The 21,602-nt window shown below is 39.4% G+C and carries 18 protein-coding genes; 16 read left to right on the top strand and 2 right to left on the bottom strand.

The features are described 5' to 3' along the window. Positions 1 to 3 precede the first annotated feature (3 nt). Both AC4PHI_RS05805 and AC4PHI_RS05810 read left to right on the top strand, forming a co-directional pair. On the top strand, positions 4 to 1,200 hold the full coding sequence (locus AC4PHI_RS05805) for a MalY/PatB family protein (protein WP_492201364.1): 1,197 nt from the start codon (positions 4 to 6) through the stop codon (positions 1,198 to 1,200). Continuing rightward, on the top strand, positions 1,197 to 2,465 hold the full coding sequence (locus AC4PHI_RS05810) for a dicarboxylate/amino acid:cation symporter (RefSeq protein ID WP_492201365.1): 1,269 nt from the start codon (positions 1,197 to 1,199) through the stop codon (positions 2,463 to 2,465). The genes AC4PHI_RS05805 and AC4PHI_RS05810 overlap by 4 nt, the downstream gene beginning before the upstream one ends. Before the next feature lie 103 nt (positions 2,466 to 2,568). Here AC4PHI_RS05810 and AC4PHI_RS05815 read toward each other — a convergent pair whose 3' ends face one another. Next, positions 2,569 to 3,738 carry an IS256 family transposase gene (locus AC4PHI_RS05815; protein WP_492200862.1) on the bottom strand — a complete coding sequence of 390 codons (1,170 nt, stop codon included), beginning with the start codon at positions 3,736 to 3,738 and terminating at the stop codon, positions 2,569 to 2,571. Between the two features lie 838 nt (positions 3,739 to 4,576). Here AC4PHI_RS05815 and glpK point away from each other — a divergent pair. From glpK to purD, 14 genes are all read left to right on the top strand, one after another. Continuing rightward, complete coding sequence (gene glpK / locus AC4PHI_RS05820; protein WP_492201366.1) at positions 4,577 to 6,082, top strand: glycerol kinase GlpK; 1,506 nt, start codon at positions 4,577 to 4,579, stop codon at positions 6,080 to 6,082. 223 nt (positions 6,083 to 6,305) lie between these two features. Further along, the gene (locus AC4PHI_RS05825) at positions 6,306 to 7,214 is read left to right on the top strand and encodes an L-lactate dehydrogenase (RefSeq protein WP_492201367.1); all 909 of its coding nucleotides are present in this window, start codon (positions 6,306 to 6,308) and stop codon (positions 7,212 to 7,214) included. Positions 7,215 to 7,409: 195 nt separating this feature from the next. Further along, entirely contained in the window at positions 7,410 to 7,898 is a 489-nt protein-coding gene (gene purE / locus AC4PHI_RS05830) for a 5-(carboxyamino)imidazole ribonucleotide mutase (RefSeq protein WP_492201368.1), read from the top strand. Beyond that, complete coding sequence (gene purK, locus AC4PHI_RS05835) at positions 7,882 to 9,015, top strand: 5-(carboxyamino)imidazole ribonucleotide synthase (protein WP_492201369.1); 1,134 nt, start codon at positions 7,882 to 7,884, stop codon at positions 9,013 to 9,015. Before purE ends, purK begins: the two co-directional genes overlap by 17 nt. An 11-nt stretch (positions 9,016 to 9,026) precedes the next feature. Continuing rightward, a complete protein-coding gene (purB, locus tag AC4PHI_RS05840; RefSeq protein WP_492201370.1) occupies positions 9,027 to 10,322 on the top strand; it encodes an adenylosuccinate lyase in 1,296 nt (431 codons plus the stop codon). 174 nt (positions 10,323 to 10,496) lie between these two features. Further along, positions 10,497 to 11,204 (top strand): phosphoribosylaminoimidazolesuccinocarboxamide synthase, encoded by a 708-nt coding sequence (gene purC, locus AC4PHI_RS05845; RefSeq protein WP_492201371.1) that lies wholly within the window; start codon positions 10,497 to 10,499, stop codon positions 11,202 to 11,204. Between the two features lie 23 nt (positions 11,205 to 11,227). Further along, positions 11,228 to 11,473, top strand: a complete 246-nt coding sequence (gene purS, locus AC4PHI_RS05850) for a phosphoribosylformylglycinamidine synthase subunit PurS (RefSeq protein WP_492201372.1) — start codon at positions 11,228 to 11,230, stop codon at positions 11,471 to 11,473. 1 nt (position 11,474) lies between these two features. Beyond that, positions 11,475 to 12,149 carry a phosphoribosylformylglycinamidine synthase subunit PurQ gene (gene purQ, locus AC4PHI_RS05855; RefSeq protein ID WP_492201373.1) on the top strand — a complete coding sequence of 225 codons (675 nt, stop codon included), beginning with the start codon at positions 11,475 to 11,477 and terminating at the stop codon, positions 12,147 to 12,149. Beyond that, positions 12,150 to 14,372, top strand: coding sequence for a phosphoribosylformylglycinamidine synthase subunit PurL (gene purL / locus AC4PHI_RS05860; RefSeq protein ID WP_492201374.1), 2,223 nt, complete (start codon positions 12,150 to 12,152; stop codon positions 14,370 to 14,372). Then, complete coding sequence (purF, locus tag AC4PHI_RS05865) at positions 14,357 to 15,796, top strand: amidophosphoribosyltransferase (RefSeq protein ID WP_492201375.1); 1,440 nt, start codon at positions 14,357 to 14,359, stop codon at positions 15,794 to 15,796. The genes purL and purF overlap by 16 nt, the downstream gene beginning before the upstream one ends. 119 nt (positions 15,797 to 15,915) lie before the next feature. Continuing rightward, the gene (purM, locus tag AC4PHI_RS05870; RefSeq protein WP_492201376.1) at positions 15,916 to 16,959 is read left to right on the top strand and encodes a phosphoribosylformylglycinamidine cyclo-ligase; all 1,044 of its coding nucleotides are present in this window, start codon (positions 15,916 to 15,918) and stop codon (positions 16,957 to 16,959) included. Positions 16,960 to 17,060: 101 nt separating this feature from the next. Next, positions 17,061 to 17,666 carry a phosphoribosylglycinamide formyltransferase gene (gene purN / locus AC4PHI_RS05875; protein ID WP_492201543.1) on the top strand — a complete coding sequence of 202 codons (606 nt, stop codon included), beginning with the start codon at positions 17,061 to 17,063 and terminating at the stop codon, positions 17,664 to 17,666. Next, a complete protein-coding gene (purH, locus tag AC4PHI_RS05880; RefSeq protein WP_492201377.1) occupies positions 17,663 to 19,201 on the top strand; it encodes a bifunctional phosphoribosylaminoimidazolecarboxamide formyltransferase/IMP cyclohydrolase in 1,539 nt (512 codons plus the stop codon). The genes purN and purH overlap by 4 nt, the downstream gene beginning before the upstream one ends. 65 nt (positions 19,202 to 19,266) lie before the next feature. Next, complete coding sequence (purD, locus tag AC4PHI_RS05885; protein ID WP_492201378.1) at positions 19,267 to 20,529, top strand: phosphoribosylamine--glycine ligase; 1,263 nt, start codon at positions 19,267 to 19,269, stop codon at positions 20,527 to 20,529. Between the two features lie 173 nt (positions 20,530 to 20,702). Here purD and AC4PHI_RS05890 read toward each other — a convergent pair whose 3' ends face one another. After that, complete coding sequence (locus tag AC4PHI_RS05890; RefSeq protein ID WP_492201379.1) at positions 20,703 to 21,515, bottom strand: MurR/RpiR family transcriptional regulator; 813 nt, start codon at positions 21,513 to 21,515, stop codon at positions 20,703 to 20,705. Between the last annotated feature and the right edge of the window lie 87 nt (positions 21,516 to 21,602).

The raw sequence follows: 21,602 nt of genomic DNA on the forward strand, positions 1-21,602 counted from the left end.
AGTATGGAAATGAATAAGTTTTTAAAAAATTATGCTGTAGATCGTAAAAATACTGATTCTTTAAAATGGGATGCATTAGATGTTAGGTTTGGTGACCCGGATTTGATTGCAATGTGGGTGGCTGATATGGAATTTAAAGTACCTGAAGCAGTACAGAAAGCGTTGAATGAAAGAGTTGACCACGGGGTGTTTGGCTATTCCTATACACCAAAAAGCTATTTTAAAGCTTTTTTTGACTGGCAGAAAAAACATCATAATATCTCATTAAAAGAAGAATGGATTTTCTTTTCACCGGGGGTTGTCAGTGCTTTATATTGGCTAGTCAACATTTTTACAAATGAAGGGGATAGTATTATCATTCAGTCGCCTGTTTATTATCCTTTCCACAATGTGGTAATTGATAATAACAGAAAATTGGTTCGTTCTGAATTGATTAATGCTGATGGCTATTACTCTATGGATCTTGAAGATTTTGAAAAGAAGATCAAAGATGAAAATGTTAAAATGTTTATCCTTTGTTCTCCTCATAATCCTGCAGGAAGAGTATGGAGTGAAGAAGAATTGAGTGAGGTTCTTGCAATTTGTCAAAAACATGATGTTCTTGTGATATCTGATGAAATTCACCAGGATATTATTCTTGGAGGACGAAAATTTATTTCAAGTTTAAATGTTGATCAAGGAAAATATCATGACAATCTTATCGTATGTACAGCACCTTCGAAAACCTTTAATCTGGCTTGTCTATTAAATTCTCATGTCATTATTCCAAACGAAAAAGTGCGGGAACATTACCGTTCAGAAATTAAAAAATATAATCAGGTTGAGACAAGTATCATGGGACAAATCGCCACCGAGGCAGCTTATACTCATGGTGAAGAATGGTTAAGCGGCCTATTAAGCGTAATCGAACATAATTTTAATTACGTAAAGAAAGAGCTTTCAGAAAAAGCGCCTAACATTGTAATAACAGAGCTAGAAGGTACTTATCTGGCATGGCTTGATTTACGTGCCTATATCGAACCGGATGAAGTTAAAAGTTTTATTCAGGATAAATGCCGTTTAGCTATTGATTTTGGTGAATGGTTTAGTGATGAATGTAAAGGTTTTGTAAGACTAAACATGGCAACCGAGCCTAGATATGTAGAACAGGGTATTCAGCACATAATCGAGGAATTGAAAAAAATAGGAGAAGATTCATGAAAATTTTAAAAAATTATAAATCATCCCTGATATTATTGGCAGGAATGGGCGTAGGAGGAATTATTGGAGCAATCATGGGGCCAAAAGCTGAAGTTTTTTCGCCGATTGCAGAATTGTTTCTTAATCTGTTGTATGTATGTATTGTACCAATGATTTTCACCTCACTAGTTTCTGCTATTGCTAATATGAAAAGTACTAAGAAGTTAGGAAAAATTTTAGGATTGATGTTGTTTCTATTTATTTTAACAGGTGTTATTGCGGCTATTTATATGTTGATTGTCACTCTTGTTTTCGATCCATCCAAGGGAGTGCAGATGTCATTTACTGAGACAATTGATAAAGGCTCTGCCAATACCAATTTCTTGGCTATGTTGACTGTGGATGATTTTAATTTGTTATGGAGCAGACAAAATCTGATGGCCTTAATAGTCTTCACGATGATGTTTGGTATTGCAACATCAGCGATAGGAGAAAAGGCCAAACCTGTAGTTGATTTTTTTGATGCATTGTCAGGTGTTATCATAAAAATCGTTGGCTATGTTATGAAACTGGCTCCATTTGGTTTAGGAGCATTTTTTGCAACGTTAATAGGTGAACAAGGAAGTCAGATTGCTGGACCGCTTTCACGGGCCTTGATTATTTATATGTTTGCTGCAGTCGTATATTTCTTTGCATCAAATACAATTTTTGCATTGATTGGTGCCGGAAAAGAAGGAGTTAAAGCTTTTTGGCGTAATATCATTCCACCGGCTTTAACTTCACTTGGGACTTGTTCCAGTGCAGCGGCAATTCCTGCTAACTTAATTGCTGGAAAAAAGATTGGTTTATCAGATGAAATCAATGATTTGACGATTCCGATGGGGGCGAATCTGCATAAAGATGGAGCTGTTCTTATACAAATTTTAAAAATTGTATTCATGGCAGAAATATTCGATATTGATTTGCTACAACCCGGAAATTTAATAACAGCAGTTGTGATATCAGTACTAGCATCATGTGTTATGGGAGCTATTCCGGCAGGTGGTTATACTGGAGAAATATTCATTGTTTCAGCTTTTGGATTCCCAGAGGTTTCCATCCCAATTATGGTCTTGATTGGTACTATCACAGACGCCCCAGCGACTGCTATCAATGCCACAGGAGATGTTGGCATTGCCATGGTGCTAAATCGTTTAATAGATGGTAAAGGCTGGTTCAATAAAAAAGAAGATGATGTAAAAAAAGAGCCAGTGCTTAAAAATGTGAAATTAACGGTTAGTCAATAGTAAAAATAACGATTTTAAATAAATGATATAAGTCCCCACTTGAAAGCTTTCCGGTAGCGTCAAGAATTATGTGTAAATGGAAAGTCCATCCCGAATGATTAATTTAGAACATTGATTCCAAAGTATCTTGAATTTCTTTGAAACCTTTGTGGACACGACCTAAAAATGTTTGATTATAATTATTAAATTGAGAAACCAAGAATCTTTCTAAAGATTCTTCATTAGGAAATTGTTCTTTTCTCTTTGTATATTTTTTCAGTTGTTTATTAAAGCCTTCAATCAGATTAGTCGAATAGATGGTTCGTCTGATGGAGGGAGGAAAATTGAAAAATGTTAGTATAGCAGGATTCAGGAGTAGTTTGACCACTCTTGGATACTGCTTCTTCCATTTTTCACTCATCAAATGTGTTTGATTGATCGCTTCTTCTTTTGAATCAGCTTGATAAACTTGTTTAAAATCATCACATATTTCTTTTCTATCGCTTACCCGTACTTTATGGGCAATATTTCTCGCAACATGAACACAACATTGTTGAAATTGTGCCTTGGGATAAACACTGTGAATACTATCGCTGATACCACTTAGACCATCGGTCACCACTAATAAAACCTCTTCTAACCCACGGGCTTTTAAATCTTGAAGGATCTCTTTCCAAACAAAAGCAGACTCTGTTGGGGCAATCGTAAATCCTAACACTTCTTTGGTCCCGTCTAATCTGATGCCAATCACAATGTAAACTGCCTCTTTAGAAACCGTTTGTCGCTTTAAGGGAATGTGGGTCGCATCCATAAAAATGACGGAGTAACGTGAGTCTAGTTTCCTATCTTTGAACGCGGAGACATCTTCAGAAATGATTTTACTCATATTAGAAATGGTTTGCGGTGTGTAGTGATGGCCGTACATTTTTTCAATTAAATCAGCTATTTCAGACATTGTAATACCTTTTTGGAATAGCTGAATAATGGTTGTCTCTAAAGAATCATTGGTTCTTTTATAGGCTGGTAATGTCTGTTGAGAAAACTCGCCATTTCTATCTCTTGGAACGACTAAGTTTAATTCTCCATATTCTGTTTTGAATGAGCGTGAATAATTCCCATTACGGGAATTACCAGAGTTAAAGCCAGAACGATCATACTTTTCATAATCTAAGAAAGCCGTTAACTCAGCCTGTAGCAAAGAATTGACAGCAGACTCCAAATGTTTACGAAATAATTCGTCTAAATCACCTTTATTGATTAGTGTTTCCATAATTTCTGTAGTAAAATTGGGCATGTGAAAGTCCTCCTATAAAATTTCTGTGTCGCAATTTTAATTTTACAGAATGGACTTTCTTTTTTACTACCCTAAATTTCTATTTACACAAAATATTTTACGCTATCAGCTTTCCTTTGTTGCACTTTCAAGTGGGGATTTTATTATACAAAACTATAGCACAAAAAATATTATAATAAACATATTCTTGACGATGTGCAAATTAAAAATCATCAGACTGAAAACATGGTATTTCAAATCCGCTTGAACTTTTTCAGTATTCTATATAAAGAGATTATTAACAAAATTTATCTGGAAAAATTCCACTTGGACTTTTGAAACCTTTTTATTCACAAAACAGGTTGTTTCATCTTCATCCTAGAAAATTGTCAATCCCATTAATCGAGTTGTCTATCCTTTTTTAACCTAACTGTTATTTTAAAAAATCTAAAGTGTCAATCAGTAAAATACTAAAAAATGATTATTTTACATTTGGAAACGACATTCCTTTAAACTTTTGGCGTAAATAGCAAATGATACTTAAATGTACAACTCGTGAGTGCTGAAATTTTATCAACATTAGAAATAAAGAAATACTTTTTAGTTTCCTATAGCGTTTTTCTAGTCAACAATTTAGTTTATCCCATGAACTTTTTATCGCTGAAATTCTGTTGCCCATGCACAGTGTAGTACACTTGATTTTTTTACATGATTTATGCGCATCTTGCTAAAGTCTTTAATAAAAAATCACTTGAGTCAAAAAATTTAATTCAAACGATTTTTGAATGTACGAGTTTTTAAAAATAGGGTAATATGAAGGTATGACCTAGAGAAGTTATGACAGATGGAGGGAATGTTGATGACAGAAAATACTTACATCATGGCAATTGACCAAGGCACAACCAGTTCACGAGCAATCATCTATGATAAGCGGGGAAATCAGGTAGGAAGTTCCCAAAAGGAGTTCACGCAGATTTTTCCTCAAGAAGGATGGGTAGAACACAACCCTAATGAAATTTGGAATTCTGTGCAGTCAGTTATTGCGGGAGCATTTATCGAGTCTGAAATCAAGCCGGAGCAAGTAGTAGGCATCGGCATTACCAACCAGCGTGAGACAACGGTGGTCTGGGATAGAGAGACTGGCAAGCCAGTCCATAATGCGATTGTTTGGCAATCAAGACAGTCAGCCCCGATAGCAGATCAATTAAAAGTAAAAGGATATGGAGATTTTTTTCATAAAAAAACCGGATTGATTATTGATTCATATTTTTCTGCGACAAAAATTCGCTGGATCTTAGATCATGTGGTAGGCACGCAGGAAAAAGCAGACAAGGGTAAGTTGATGTTTGGCACGATTGATACGTGGCTGACCTGGAAGTTAACAGATGGCGGGGCGCATGTTACAGATTATTCCAATGCCAGCCGAACGATGTTATTCAATATCGAAAAATTGGAATGGGATCAGGAAATTTTAGACCTGTTGGACATTCCACGTTCAATGCTGCCGAAAGTTTGTTCAAACTCTGAAATTTATGGCTATACGAAAAGTTTTCATTTCTATGGCAGAGAAGTGCCTATCTGCGGTATGGCAGGGGATCAACAGGCGGCTTTATTTGGCCAAATGGCTTTTGAACCGGGAATGGTAAAAAATACTTATGGCACTGGTGCGTTTATCGTGATGAATACTGGTGAAACACCACAATTATCAAAAAATAATTTGCTGACGACGATTGGTTATGGTATCAACGGCAAGGTTTACTATGCTCTAGAAGGAAGTATCTTTGTTGCAGGCTCGTCTATTCAATGGCTGCGTGACGGTCTTCAACTACTGGAAAATTCGGCAGAATCTGAAGAAATGGCACAGAAGTCTGATAATGATGATGAGGTCTACGTGGTGCCAGCTTTTGTAGGTCTGGGTGCGCCATACTGGGATCAGGATGTTCGGGGTGCCATGTTCGGCATCACTCGTGGAACTGACCGTAATGACGTGGCAAAAGCGACACTTCAGGCTATTGCTTATCAAGTTCGAGATATTATTGATACAATGGAAGCTGATACAGGCATCAAAATCCCTGTTCTAAAAGTAGACGGCGGTGCGGCAAATAATGAATATCTGCTTCAGTTTCAAGCTGATATTATCAACACCCCGATTCAAAGAGCGGTGAATTTGGAGACAACGGCTTTAGGTGCAGCGTTTCTTGCCGGTTTAGCTGTAGGATACTGGAAAGATATTGATGAAATAAAAGAATCATATGAAGCCGGGAAAATTTTTGAACCACATATGGCTGATGAACGCCGAGAAAAATTATATTCGGGATGGCAGCAAGCAGTTGCCGCAGCCCGCGTCTTCAAACCGAAGGGGTAAGGGAGCGGTTGTCACGAGTTTTTTGATTAAAACAGGGTACTTACCAACCACCGAAACAATTGCGGTTGCCCTTTACCTGTGATATTAAAATTAAAAATTTTCGAGAATTACCATTGATTCAGATAATTTGAGTCAATGGTTTTCTATTTAAAATAGATTATTTTAGTGAAAAAAATGCTATACTTATAGGAAAATCACAAAAAAGTTGAAAAGGATGAATGCTATGGGGAAAAAAGTCGGGATTATAGGTGTGGGTCATGTGGGCAGTACAACGGCGTATACTTTGATTCAAAAACAAGTGGTGGATGAACTTGTCCTATTTGATAAAAATGAAAAAATCGTTGAAGCTGAAATCAACGATTTATTACAAGGACAAATCGGCAACGAATCTACGGTCAAAATTACCGGCAATGATTTGTCTCAACTAGCAAGTTGCGATGTGCTGATTTTTTCTGCCGGTAAAATCGAATTGCTGGCAGGAGGGGCTGACAGATTTGAAGAGCTGTCTTTTACCAAAAAAGTAGTAGAGGAATGGGCACCTAAAATCAAAGATTCAGGTTTTTCCGGCATTATCCTCTCTATTACCAATCCTTGTGATGTCATCGTCCGTTATTTACAGGAGTTGACTGGTCTTCCGAAAAATAAAATTTTTGGGACAGGTACCTCCTTGGATACTGCACGGATGAAACAGGCTGTGGGAGAATCATTTGGTGTCCACCCAAATAGTGTGGGAGGCTATGTTTTGGGCGAACATGGTGAAACACAGTTTATTGCATGGTCTACGATCAGGATTGCAGAACAACAAATTGCTGACAGCCTTTCCGTAGAAAGACTGGATTATCTGGAGGAAGAGGCAAGTGCTGCTGGTTGGCGAATTTTTCTAGGCAAGATATACACTTGTTATGGTATAGCAAATCAAGCCGCTCAAATCACCAAAGCCATATTGACCGATGCAGATGTAATTTTTCCTGTTTCGGCTTATTCAGAGCCAGAAAAGTTATACATTGGTCAGCCGGCACTGATAGGTGCTACGGGGATCAAAAAGACTTTTGATTTAAAATTAACTAAAGAAGAACAGAAAAAATGGAAACATTCAGCAGAAAGAATTAGTGAAATGTATGCCGCCATATAATCAGTGATTAACAATCAGAGAATGTCTGGTTGTTTTTTATTTTACTGTGCTCAGGAATATTTTTTCTTTGTTTCAACTTTATATTTCTCTATAACACGAATTATAAAATGATAATGACATGAAATATTCGTAATTGTTTTGACATTGGAAATAGAGGTTGTTAAAATAAAACTGAAAGTATGAAAGGAGAAGATTATGAAACCGTTAGTTGGAGTTATCATGGGGAGTATTTCCGATTGGGAAACGATGAAGTTTGCTTGTGACATCCTTGATGAATTAGCCGTTCCTTATGAAAAAAAAGTTGTCTCTGCACATCGCACACCAGATTTAATGTTTGAATATGCAGAAACAGCACAAGAAAAAGGATTAAAAATAATTATTGCCGGAGCTGGTGGCGCCGCCCACTTGCCAGGGATGATCGCGGCAAAGACCGTATTGCCGGTCATTGGTGTTCCAGTTCAGTCAAGGGCTTTAAACGGTTTGGATTCCTTGTTGTCCATTGTGCAAATGCCTGGTGGTGTTCCAGTTGCGACCACTGCCATTGGCAAAGCAGGGGCAACTAATGCTGGTTTGCTGGCTGCACAGATATTGGGCATCGAAAATCAAAAATTAAGTGATAAAATTAAAGATAGAAGACAAAGCTTAGCCGATACCGTGCTGGAAAGTAGTGAACAACTTGACTAAAATTATTTTTCCAGAATCAGTTATCGGAATTGTCGGGGGCGGTCAGCTGGGGCGAATGCTGGCAATGAGTGCTAAAGAGATGGGATATGTGGTCGGTGTGCTTGATCCTGCTGAAAATTGTCCGGCTGCCCAAGTTTCCGACTGGCACATCCAAGCTGATTATGATGATAAAGCAGCTTTAAAACAATTAGCTGACAAATGCGATGTATTGACCTATGAATTTGAAAATGTTGATGTCACGGCTTTGGAACAGGTAAAAGAGGATGTTTTGCTTCCCCAAGGCACCAGACTTCTGTCTATTACACAAAACAGGATAAGAGAAAAGAACTTTTTACATGAAGAGCAAGTACTGGTTGCACCTTTTGCCGAAGTCAATCACTTTGAGGATTTGGCTGCTGCTGTTGTAAAAATCGGTTTTCCTTGTGTCCTGAAAACAGCTACTGGCGGATATGACGGAAAAGGCCAGCAAGTGCTTCATGGAAAAAATGATTTGGAAAATTGCCGAGAAATGCTAGCTTTAAGTCCTTGTGTGTTGGAGGCTTGGCTGGATTTTGAAAAAGAAATCTCAGTTTTAGTGTGCGGCAATGGGCAAAACGACTATATTACGCTTCCAGTAGGAGAAAATATCCATCGGAACAATATTTTACATGAAACCATCGTTCCAGCTGACATTCAGACAGATATTGCTGAAAAAGCGCAGAGGATTGCCTTGAAAATTGCGAAGGCATTAAATTTAGCCGGCATATTGGCTGTCGAGATGTTTTTGACTAAAGATGGAAAGATTTATGCCAATGAACTGGCTCCTCGACCTCATAACTCCGGTCATCACAGCATTGAATCATGTGCCATGAGTCAATTTGATTTGCATATTCGCGGTGTTTGCGGCTATCCGCTCAGCTTTCCCAAATTATTGTCTCCTGCAGTAATGGTGAATATTTTAGGAGAACATTTGGCGGCAACCTACAAGATTATCGAAGAAAAACCAGATTGGCATTTTCATTATTATGGTAAAAAAGAAGCTAAATTTGGCAGAAAAATGGGTCATATCACAATTTTGACCAATAACACAACAGATACTTTGAATGAAATCCAAGCAACAAAAATATGGGATAGATAAGGGAGAATAAAATGATACCACGTTATACTCGCCCCGAAATGGGTGCAATCTGGACAGAAGAAAACCGTTATAATTCTTGGCTGGAAGTAGAGATTTTAGCTGCCGAGGCTTGGGCTGAACTTGGAGAAATACCAAAAGAGGACGTAAAAAAAATCCGTGAGAAAGCAACTTTTGATATTGAACGGATTTTAGAAATAGAAGAGACCACTCGGCATGATGTGGTGGCATTTACCCGTGCCGTTTCCGAGAGTTTGGGAGATGAAAGCAAATGGGTTCACTACGGACTGACAAGCACGGATGTGGTGGATACTGCCTACGGATTTCAATTAAAGCAAGCCAATAAATTACTGTTGGAAGGCCTGGAAAACTTTCTGTCTATTATCGGCAATAAGGCGATTGAACATAAATTTACCATTATGATGGGACGTACTCATGGTGTACACGCAGAACCGACCACCTTTGGTTTGAAATTGGCTACTTGGTATTCTGAAATGAAGCGCAACATTGAAAGATTCAAACATGCCTCTGCGGGGGTGGAAGCAGGGAAGATATCCGGAGCAGTAGGGACGTTTGCAAATATTCCGCCTTTTGTAGAAGAATATGTTTGCCAAAAACTAGGAATACGTGCACAAGAAATTTCAACTCAGGTGCTGCCTAGAGATTTGCATGCAGAATACATTGCTTCACTGTCATTGATTGCCACCAGTATCGAACGATTTGCTACTGAAATCAGAGGCTTGCAAAAATCCGAACAAAGAGAAGTTGAAGAATATTTTTCAAAAGGGCAGAAAGGTTCATCAGCCATGCCACATAAAAGAAATCCGATCGGTTCTGAAAATATGTGCGGTTTGGCAAGAGTTGTCAGAGGACATATGATGACAGCTTATGAAAACGTGGCACTGTGGCACGAAAGAGATATCTCACATTCTTCAGCTGAGAGGATTATTATCCCTGATACTTTGATTTTAGTCGATTATATGATTCATCGTTTCAGTAAAATCGTTAAGGATTTGACCGTATATCCAGAAAACATGAAACGCAACATGCAGGCTACCTTTGGTTTGATTTATAGTCAGCGAGTCATGTTGAAATTAATCGACACCGGTATGACGCGGGAAGAAGCTTATGACTTAGTGCAGCCAAAAACTGCCTATGCTTGGGACCATCAAACGGATTTTCGCCCATTGCTAGAATCGGATGAGAAAATTACTTCTGTGTTGAGTGCATCAGATTTAGATGATGCTTTTGATTATCACCACCACATGACACAAGTAGAAACAATCTTTGAAAGAGTAGGTTTGTCATAATACTCGGAAAATTTTCCGAGTATTTTTTCAATTAAATAAAACACGAACATTAACTTTACATTCGTGTTAAATGTACTGAATATCATTGACCAACATTTTTTGCTTTGTTACAATGATGGCAAGTTAGTGATTCTGATAACATTTAGTTTTAAAAACAAAAAGGAGTGTTGATGAATGGAAAAAGCTGGACTTCTCTATGAAGGAAAAGCTAAAAAGCTCTTCAAAACAGATGATGAAGACGTTCTTTGGGTAGAATATCTAGATCAGGCAACGGCTCTCAATGGTTTGAGAAAAGATATCGTGGAAGGTAAAGGTGCCCTGAACAATCAAATCACAAGTTTGATTTTTGAAAAGTTGAAAGCAGCAGGCATTGAAAGTCACTTTATTGAAAAATTATCAGAAACCGAACAATCTGTGAAGAGTGTGGAGATCGTTCCCTTAGAAGTGGTTGTCCGTAATATTGCAGCCGGAAGCTTTTCAAAACGATTGGCAGTAGAAGAAGGCACTGAGCTGGCATTTCCGATCGTAGAATTTTATTACAAAGAAGATCAGCTGAATGATCCGTTTATCAATGAAGACCATATCAAAGTATTGGATATTGCTTCCGATGAAGACATTGGCAAAATCAAAGAACTGGCATTAAAAGTTAATCAAGTGTTGTCAAAATTGTTCGATGAAGTGGGTATCCAGTTGGTGGATTACAAATTGGAATTTGGTCGCACAAAAGAAGGGGAGATTCTTCTAGCCGATGAAATCTCGCCAGATACGTGCCGTCTGTGGGACAAAGAAAGTAAAGCTCACTTAGATAAAGATGTTTATCGACGTGATTTAGGGGAATTAGTCCCTGTTTATCAAGAAGTATTAAACCGTTTAAAAAAATAAAACAAAATAAAGGAGCGCTCAACATGTATTTCGTGAAAGTTTATGTAACGTACAAAGATTCAGTCTTAGACCCTCAAGGAGAAGCAGTGAAGGGAGCTGTTCACAAACTGGGCTATGATGAAATTGAAAATATCAGAATCGGAAAATATTTTGAAATTAAAGTGGCGAAATCAGCAAAACCTGTAGAAGAAATGATCGAAGAAGTTTGCGACAAGCTGTTAGCTAATGTGAATATGGAAACATACCGTTACGAAATCGAGGAGGTTTAAAATGAAATTTGCAGTCATTGTATTTCCAGGGTCAAATTGCGACATGGATTTGTTATGGGCAGTGAAAGATGTGATGGGTGTGGAGGCCGAATACGTTTCTCATAACGAAACCAGCTTAGCCGGCTTTGATGGTGTGCTGCTTCCCGGAGGCTTTTCCTACGGGGATTATTTGCGTTGCGGTGCCATTGCTCGATTTTCTAATATCATGGAAGAAGTTGTGCGTTTTGCAGAAGAAGGGCGTCCGGTTTTTGGCACCTGCAATGGTTTCCAGATATTGACGGAAGCAGGACTTTTGCCGGGAACATTATTAAAAAACAGTTCTCTGAAATTTATCTGCCGTCCCGTTCCGTTAAAAGTAGTGAATAATCGTACAAAGTTTACTTCTGAATACGACGAAGACGAACTTATCAGTTTGCCGATTGCGCATGGTGAAGGGAATTATTATTGTGATAATGAGACATTGGCTGACTTAAAAGCTAATAATCAAATCGTGTTTACTTATGAAGAAGAAGTAAACGGCAGTCTGGAAAATATTGCCGGCATCATTAACAAACAGGGCAACGTGCTGGGGATGATGCCCCATCCTGAACGGTCGGTAGAAAAGTTGCTAGGGTCGGAAGATGGCAAAAAACTCTTCCAATCAATGATAAAAAATTTCGGAAAGGTGACAGTTTAAATGGGAAAAATCATGGAGCCAACTCCTTTAGAAATTAAAGAAAAACGTATCTATGTTGACTGGGGCATGACAGATGAAGAATATCGGATGGTAGAAGAAGATATTTTAGGAAGAATGCCTAACTACACTGAAACCGGGTTGTTTTCAGTGATGTGGAGTGAACATTGTTCATATAAAAATTCAAAAACAGTGTTAAAAAAATTCCCCACATCAGGTCCGCAAGTACTACAAGGACCAGGGGAAGGCGCAGGGATTATTGATATCGGTGATGATCAGGCAGTCGTTTTTAAAGCTGAAAGTCATAACCATCCATCTGCGGTGGAACCTTATGAAGGTGCAGCCACTGGAGTGGGAGGAATCATCCGTGACATTTTCAGTATGGGTGCTCGTCCGATTGCGATGCTGGATTCATTGAGATTTGGTGAACTGAATACTCCGAGAACTAAATTTTTATTAGAGCAAGTGGTGGCAGGAATCGGCGGTTACGGTAACTGTATCGGTGTTCCCACAGTGGGCGGCGAGATTTGTTTTGATCCATGTTACGAAGGGAACCCCCTCGTGAATGCAATGTGTGTAGGGTTGATGGAACATAAAGATATCCAAAAAGGACAAGCTAAAGGAGTAGGGAACTCCATTATGTATGTCGGAGCGAAAACCGGTCGTGATGGTATCCACGGAGCGACATTTGCGTCGGAAGAGTTTGTAGAAGGCGGCGAACAGCAGCGTTCAGCAGTACAAGTGGGCGATCCTTTTATGGAAAAATTATTATTAGAGGCTTGTTTGGAACTGATCCTTGATCACTCTGATATTTTAGTAGGGATTCAAGACATGGGAGCTGCCGGATTAGTTTCTTCCAGTTCCGAGATGGCTTCAAAAGCCGGGTCTGGGTTGGTGCTTTATCTGGACGATGTACCACAACGTGAAGCTGATATGACACCTTATGAAATGATGCTGTCAGAGTCCCAAGAGCGGATGCTGATTTGTGTGAAAAAAGGTTCCGAAGACCAAGTCAAAGAATTGTTCCATAAATATGATCTTGATGCAGTCACAATCGGTGAAGTGACCGATGACGGTCTCTATCGTTTGTATCATTTAGGTGAAGAAGTAGCTAATGTTCCGGTTGATGCATTGGCAGAGGAAGCTCCTGTCTATCAGCCTGAAAAAGAAGAACCAGCAAGAATCAAAGAGTTCAATGAAATGGCAGACTTTGTTCCTGAAGTGGCCGATGCCACGGAAGTTTTAAAAGATTTGCTGCAACAGCCGACCATTGCTTCGAAGAGAGCTATTTTTGAGACTTATGATTCCCAAGTATTGACCAACACAGTGGTCGGTCCGGGAAGCGATGCTGCTGTTTTACGTGTACGGGGTACAAATAAGGCACTGGCCATGACGATTGATTGTAATGCACGTTACTTGTATTTAAATCCTGAAGTCGGCGGGCAAATTGTTGTAGCTGAAGCTGCCAGAAATATTGTAGCCAGCGGCGGGCAGCCGTTAGCGCTCACAGATTGTCTTAACTATGGTTCTCCGGATAAACCGGAAGGCTATTGGGAGCTGTGGACTTCAGCAGACGGAATTTCTGCGGCTTGCCGTGAGTTGGGCACACCAGTAATTTCGGGAAATGTCTCCTTATATAATGAGACAGACGGCAAAGCGATTTATCCGACGCCAACAATCGGTATGGTTGGTTTGATAAAAGAGCTGGACCATGTGACAACACAAGACTTCAAGTCAGCAGGAGATTTGATTTATGTGGTAGGAAATACTTTTGCGGACTTCAACGGATCTGAATTGCAAAAAATGCAGTTGGGCCGCATCGAAGGGAAACTGATGTCCTTCGATTTGAAAGCTGAAAAAACAAATCAAGACTTAGTATTGCAGGCAATTCAAAACGGTCTGGTAGAAAGTGCCCATGATTGTTCTGAAGGCGGGCTAGGGGTTGCTTTAGCTGAATCTGCTTTCGGAAATAATTTAGGTATTTCAGTCAAAGTTTCAATGCCAGTAGAAAATCTGTTTTCTGAAACACAGTCACGTTTCGTAATTTCTGTGAAGAAAGAAAATCAGCAGGCATTTGAAGAGTTGATTAAAGACAACGGGGTATTGATCGGTGAAGTTAATGGACAAGGAAAATTATCAATTACAGCAGAGAATGGTGAGATAGATTTGGCAACTGCAGAAGCTAAGCAACTTTGGGAGGAAGCCATTCCATGTCTTATGAAGTAAAAAGTTTAAATGAAGAGTGCGGGATTTTCGGCATCTGGGGACACCCAGATGCTGCCCGCGTCACTTATTTTGGTTTGCACAGTTTGCAGCATCGCGGACAGGAAGGTGCCGGTATTGCTGCTAATGAAAACGGGATTCTCCAGCGTCATCGCGGACATGGTCTTTTAGCGGAAGTCTTCCAAGATGAAACTCACATGGAAATGTTGTCTGGTTCCAGTGCAATAGGTCATGTGAGATACTCAACCTCGAGTAAAAACACCTTGAACAATATCCAGCCGTTTTTGTTTGAGTTTCACGATGGGCAAGTTGCACTTGCACATAACGGAAATTTGACTAATGCCAAGTCATTGCGCAGGATGTTGGAAGAAGACGGGACGATTTTCCATTCTACTTCAGATACGGAAATTTTAATGCATCTTATCCGCAAAAGTACCAAAAAAACGTTCATCGAGAAATTAAAGGAAGCCTTGAATGTAGTCAAAGGGGCTTTTGCTTATTTGCTGATGAATGAAACACAGATGGTGGCGGCCTTAGACCCGAATGGTTTCCGCCCTTTATCCATTGGTCAGATGACCAACGGGGCGTATGTAGTAGCATCAGAAACTTGTGCTCTTGAAGTGAGCGGAGCCAAGTTTATTTGTGATGTAAAACCGGGAGAAATCGTGATTATTGACGATGAAGGCTATCATATTGACCGATATACCGATGAGGTTCAGTACGCTATTTGTTCTATGGAGTACATATATTTTGCCCGTCCTGATTCCAATATTGCGGGAATCAATGTGCATTCGGCACGAAAGAAAACAGGAAGCAATCTGGCAAAAGAGGCTCCTGTAGAAGCGGACATGGTCATCGGTGTTCCAAACTCTTCCCTATCGGCAGCCAGCGGATATGCTGAAGCTTCAGGTATCCCTTATGAAATGGGACTGGTGAAAAATCAATATGTGGCTAGAACCTTTATTCAACCCACCCAAGAATTACGGGAACAAGGGGTGAGAATGAAATTATCAGCCGTCCGGGGTGTGGTTGAAGGCAAAAAAGTAATCATGGTAGACGATTCCATCGTGCGGGGGACTACCAGCAAGAGAATCGTCCAGTTGTTAAAAGAAGCCGGAGCGAAAGAAGTCCACGTGAGGATTGCTTCACCGCCGTTAAAATATCCTAGCTTTTATGGGATTGACATTCAAACACGCAACGAGTTGATTGCTGCTAATCATACTGTGGAAGAAATACGGGATTGGATAGGGGCAGATTCCTTGTATTATTTGAGTGAAGAAGGGTTGATTGATGGCATTGGTCTAGATTTCGATGCACCTTATTCAGGTTTGTGTATGGCTTATTTTAATGGGGATTACCCAACTAAACTTTATGATTATGAAGAAAATTATCGTAAATCACTGGGAGAAAAAAATTCCTTTTTCTGATAAGTAGTCAGGGGTACTTAGGAGTGCTCATCTCAGTTAACCATTAGTCAATGATTAAAGGAAAAAATTGAGGTAAATTTAAAAGCGTGGGAGACAGTGAAGAAAGGAAGAGAAATCAATTGGGAAATGCCTATTCAAAAGCTGGCGTAGATGTAGAAGCTGGTTATGAAGTAGTGAAAAGAATCAAAAAACATATTAAGCGAACGGAACGTTTGGGAGTCATGGGGGAAATCGGCGGATTTGGCGGTTGTTTTGATCTAGGTGAATTGAATTACAAACATCCTGTCCTTGTTTCGGGGACAGATGGTGTGGGGACAAAACTGCTTCTGGCGATTCAAGCCGACAAGCATGACACTATTGGAATAGACTGTGTGGCGATGTGTGTCAATGATATTGTTGCCCAGGGTGCAGAACCTCTTTATTTTCTGGATTATCTTGCCACCGGTAAAAATGATCCCGCTCAAATTGAGCAGATAGTTGCAGGTGTTGCGGAAGGCTGTGTGCAGTCAGGTGCTGCATTGATTGGCGGAGAGACCGCTGAGATGCCGGGGATGTATGATGATGAAGATTATGATTTGGCGGGTTTCGCTGTTGGGATTGCAGAAAAAGACCAGTTGATTACAGGTGAAAAAATATCTGAAGGTGATGTCTTGATCGGTCTTCCTTCGACAGGTATCCACTCAAACGGCTATTCTCTTGTGCGGAAAATCTTTTTCCAAGACCATTCATTTTCTCTTGAGGATACTTTGCCTGAATTACAGGGGAGAACACTTGCGGAAGAATTATTGGTTCCAACCAAAATTTATGTGAACTCTCTCTTGCCCCTTGCAAAAAAAGGATTAATAAATGGTGTGGCACATATCACAGGGGGCGGATTTGTGGAAAATATCCCACGGATGCTGCCTGATGATTCATTGGCAGCCAAAGTGACTTTGGGAGAATGGCCTAAATTGCCGATTTTTGATGTTTTGCAAAAGTACGGAGACATCCCTCATTTAGAAATGTACGAAATTTTTAATATGGGTATCGGTATGGTGCTGGCAGTTTCTAAAGAAAACGTAGAAAATGTTCAAACTATTTTAACAGAGTTGAATGAACCGAATTATGTGATTGGGAATGTAGTTTCAAAAAAAGAAGAAGCTATCACGTTTAAAAATGTTTAACAAAATGTCGATTCGCAAAAATTTAGGAGATTATATTTTGTTTTTAATGATAAATCAAAACTATCAGAGGGCTTTATATCATGAATAAGGAGATCGGCAACATGAAAGTGGCAGTATTCGCATCTGGCAACGGCAGTAACTTTGAAGCTATCATGGAAGCTGTTGCAGCAGGAAAGCTGGAGATGGAAGTAGTTTTGCTTTTTTCTGACCAAAGAGAATCCTATGTTTTAAAACGGGCTGAGAAGTATCAAGTTCCATCTGTCGCTTTTGGTCCCAAAGAGTTTGACTCAAAGGGGGCTTATGAGCAGGCAATTTTGAATTTGCTTAGTGAAAAGCAAGTAGATTGGGTTATTCTTGCAGGCTATATGCGTATCATTGGAAAAGAACTGCTTGAAGCTTATCCAAATCGGATTATCAATATCCATCCATCCTTGCTGCCTGCATATCCAGGGCTGCATGGTATCAGAGATGCTTTTGAGGCTGGTGTCTCTCAAACAGGCGTCACTATTCATTTTGTGGATGATGGTGTGGACACTGGCCCAATGATTGCTCAAGAGACGGTTCCAGTTTATTCAGAAGACACATTGGACACATTAGAAGAACGGATTCATAAAAAAGAACACGAGCTATATCCCAAAGTGCTGCAACAAATTATTGGCAAAGGGAAGTTAGATTTTAACATAAAGGAGAATAGTGATCTATTATGACAAGACGAGCATTGATCAGTGTTTCAGATAAAAACGGAATCGTTGAATTTGCAAGAGAATTACAGGCTTGCGGCATAGAGATTATTTCTACTGGTGGGACGAAGCAAACGCTGGATGAAGCAGGTGTACCTACTATCAGCATAGATGAAGTCACTGGATTTCCGGAGATGATGGATGGACGGGTGAAAACACTGCATCCTAAAATACATGGAGGACTTCTTGGCAGACGGGATTTATCAAGTCATCTAGAGGCCATGAACGAACATGACATCCTACCAATAGATTTTGTATGTGTGAACTTATATCCTTTTAAAGAAACGATTTCCCAGAAAGATGTGACAGAAGAGCAAGCTATTGAGAATATCGATATTGGCGGTCCAAGCATGTTGCGCTCGGCGGCCAAAAACTTTGCTGCAGTTACAGTAATCGTGGATCCGGAAGACTATTCTTTGGTTCTATCAGAATTGCATGAAGGGAACGAAACAACGTTACCTACACGTAAAAAGTTAGCAGCGAAAGTTTTTCGCCATACTGCCAGTTATGATGCCCTGATTGCGGAATACTTGACCAATGCAGTCGAAGAACATTTGCCAGAGAAATTGACGCTAAGCTATGAATTGAAACAAACTTTGCGTTACGGGGAAAACAGTCACCAAAAAGCTGAATTTTATAAGGAATTGCTGCCCAGCGATTATTCTATTGCCCAAGCAAAACAGCTTCACGGGAAAGAGTTGTCCTATAACAATATTAAGGATGCAGATGCGGCAATTAAAATCGCCCGGGAATTCGATGAACCTACTGTGGTTGCTTTAAAACATATGAATCCTTGCGGTATCGGCACAGGAAAGACGATTTATGAGGCATATTGTGCGGCTTATGAGGCAGACCCTGTTTCCATTTTTGGCGGCATCATTGTCTTGAACCGGGAAGTAGACGAAAAAAGCGCCAGGGACATGAGCGGTATTTTTCTGGAAATCATCATTGCTCCGAGTTTTTCTGACAAAGCTTTAGAAATTTTATCCAAAAAGAAAAATATCCGTTTACTAACCCTTGATTTTTCTAAAAAAGCTGAAAAGCCAAAAAGAGAAATTGTTTCTGTGCTAGGCGGACTGCTAGTCCAAGATCAGGATATACTTGAGGAAGATGTGCAGGCATGGGAAGTAGTGACAGAAAGAAAGCCGACAGCAGAAGAGCTTGCTGCTTTATCTTTTGCCTGGAAAGCTGTCAAACACGTAAAATCCAATGCTATCGTCGTAGCAAATACCAAACAGACTTTGGGAATCGGTGCCGGACAAATGAATCGTGTAGGCTCTGTTAAAATTGCTATTGAGCAGGCAGGTGATAAAGCGGCTGAGGCTGTTTTAGCAAGTGATGCATATTTTCCGATGGATGACAGTGTAGAGTATGCTGCACAGCACGGAATCAAAGCTATTGTCCAACCAGGCGGAAGTATCAAGGATCAAGATTCTATTGATATGGCAAATAAATATGGTGTGACCATGGTCTTTACAGGCGTTCGCCATTTTAGACATTAATGGCTAATACTTCGGCTTATATAAAAGCTTTCCGTTTTTTAAATAATCAAAGGGAGCGTACTTAAATGAAATTATTGGTGATAGGCAGCGGAGGCCGCGAACATGCAGTCGCTAGAAAGCTGCTTTCAAGTCCAAAGGTAACCAATGTTTACTGTGCTAAAGGCAACATTGGCATGTTACAAGATGGTGTTGAACTAGTAGATATAGCAGAAGATAATCATGAAGCACTGATTGAATTTGCTAAAAAACATCAAATTGACTGGACATTTGTCGGTCCGGAAATTCCTTTGTTAAATGGTATTGTTGATGATTTTGAGCAGGCGGGACTGAAAATCTATGGCCCAAGAAAAAATGCTGCGATGATTGAAGGATCAAAGGAATTTGCAAAAAAAATTATGAAGCAAAATAACATTCCAACGGCTGATTATCAGGTTTTCACGGCTTTTGATGAAGCAAAAAAATATGTTGAAAAGATGGGAGCACCTATCGTCATCAAAGCTGATGGGTTAGCTGCCGGAAAAGGTGTCGTAGTTGCAGAAACCGAATATGAAGCACTGGAAGCCTTGAAAGAGATGATGGTGGACAAAAGATTTGGTGAAAGCGGCACTCGTGTAGTCATCGAAGAATTTCTCCAAGGGCAGGAGTTTTCTCTGCTGGCGTTCGTTCGCGGAAAAGAAGTGTATCCTATGGTTGTTGCTCAAGATCACAAGGCAGCTTTTGACGGGGATAAGGGACCAAACACGGGCGGCATGGGGGCTTATTCCCCAGTTCCGCAAATTCCAGAGTGGATGGTTCAGACAGCAATTGATAAAATACTCCAGCCTGCTGCTGAAGGGATGGTTAAGAACGGTACACCTTTTGCCGGGATTTTATATGCCGGTTTAATTGCAACAGATGAAGGACCGAAGACCATCGAATTTAATGCGAGATTTGGCGATCCTGAAACACAGGTGATTTTACCTAGATTAAAAAGTGATCTGGCACAGGTCATTGATGATTTGTTGAATGAAAGAAAACCTGAAGTAACATGGGATCATGAACTATCTTGTTTGGGAGTTGTGGTCGCAGCAGAAGGGTATCCGGGAGAATATGAAAAAGGGGCTCCTATCCCTGAATTTTCAGATATTGTGACCGTTTCTTATGCTGGTGTGGCAGAAGATTCCGGGAATCTTGTAACAAACGGCGGGAGAGTCTATCTTGTTGCGGCAGAGGGGAACAATCTGAAAGAAGCACAAAAGAAAGTTTATGATGCTTTGTCAATTGTCGATACCGACGGGACATTTTACCGGATAGATATCGGGGATAAAGCGATTAACCATTCTGTTTAAAATAGTTGAATTAGTAAGAAAATGTAAAGCATACGAATCATCTATCAGATTCGTATGCTTTTTCTATTGAAAGAGAACTTCTTCTATTATTCTATTTTGCTGGTTTGTTGAACAAAAATCTGTACAAATCTAAAAAAAGTACAGTTTTTCCATAATCAATTTTTATTTTCAAGTTAATCATCCCCGATTGATTTGGTAATTACATCAATAGTATGCTCCATATTATGACGATATTCTTCTTTTTCAAGTAATAGAGTAGTGATGATGTCAATGATGTAGATGGTAGCAAATTGGGAATTAATAAAGCGTTCATTGTCGATAAATTTGCTACTATACGATACTAAACTGATATCACTCAATTGTGAGATGGAACTTTTGGAGAAACTGGTTAAACTGACTATTTTAGCTTGAGCTTTTTTTGCTAATTTCATGGCATTTAAAACTTCCATAGTTTCTCCAGTTGATGAAATACCTATCACTAAATCTTTTTTTGTGGCAATGGAACTACTAATAATCATAAAATGGGGGTCGGTAATCGCTGAAGCATTTAACCCCATTCGCAATAAACGGTAAGTCAGTTCTGTAGCAGTCAACCCAGAACTTCCAGCACCAAAAACCAGTACTCGGTCAGCTTTCTCAATCAAACTCACAACATTTTTTATTTGTTCATTTTTTGTCATACGTTGTGTATTTTTAATTACCTTCGAGTAGAAGTTATAAATTTGGTCAGATTTTTTATTGTGATCATTTTTGGGAATTTCAATCATTGAGGCGTTTAAGCGAATTTTTAATTCAACGAAACTTTCGCAGCCTATTTTTTTTGCGAATCGGGTGATGGTAGCAGGAGAAGTATCCGTTAACTTAGCCAAATCAGAGATATTAATGTTTTTGATTTCATTAATACTTTGCAATAGGTAAGTGGCGATTTGTTTTTCTTTTTCGGAAAAATTAGGAAATCTGTCTTGAATTTCTTCAATGATAGTCATAATTACTTTCCTTCCTTGGTTTTAATATTATGAAGATATGCTTTGAATTTTAAATCATTATCAATATTTAAGCAACTAGAAAATTAT

The sequence above is a fragment of the Vagococcus sp. QWL-13 genome (genome assembly GCF_058683555.1).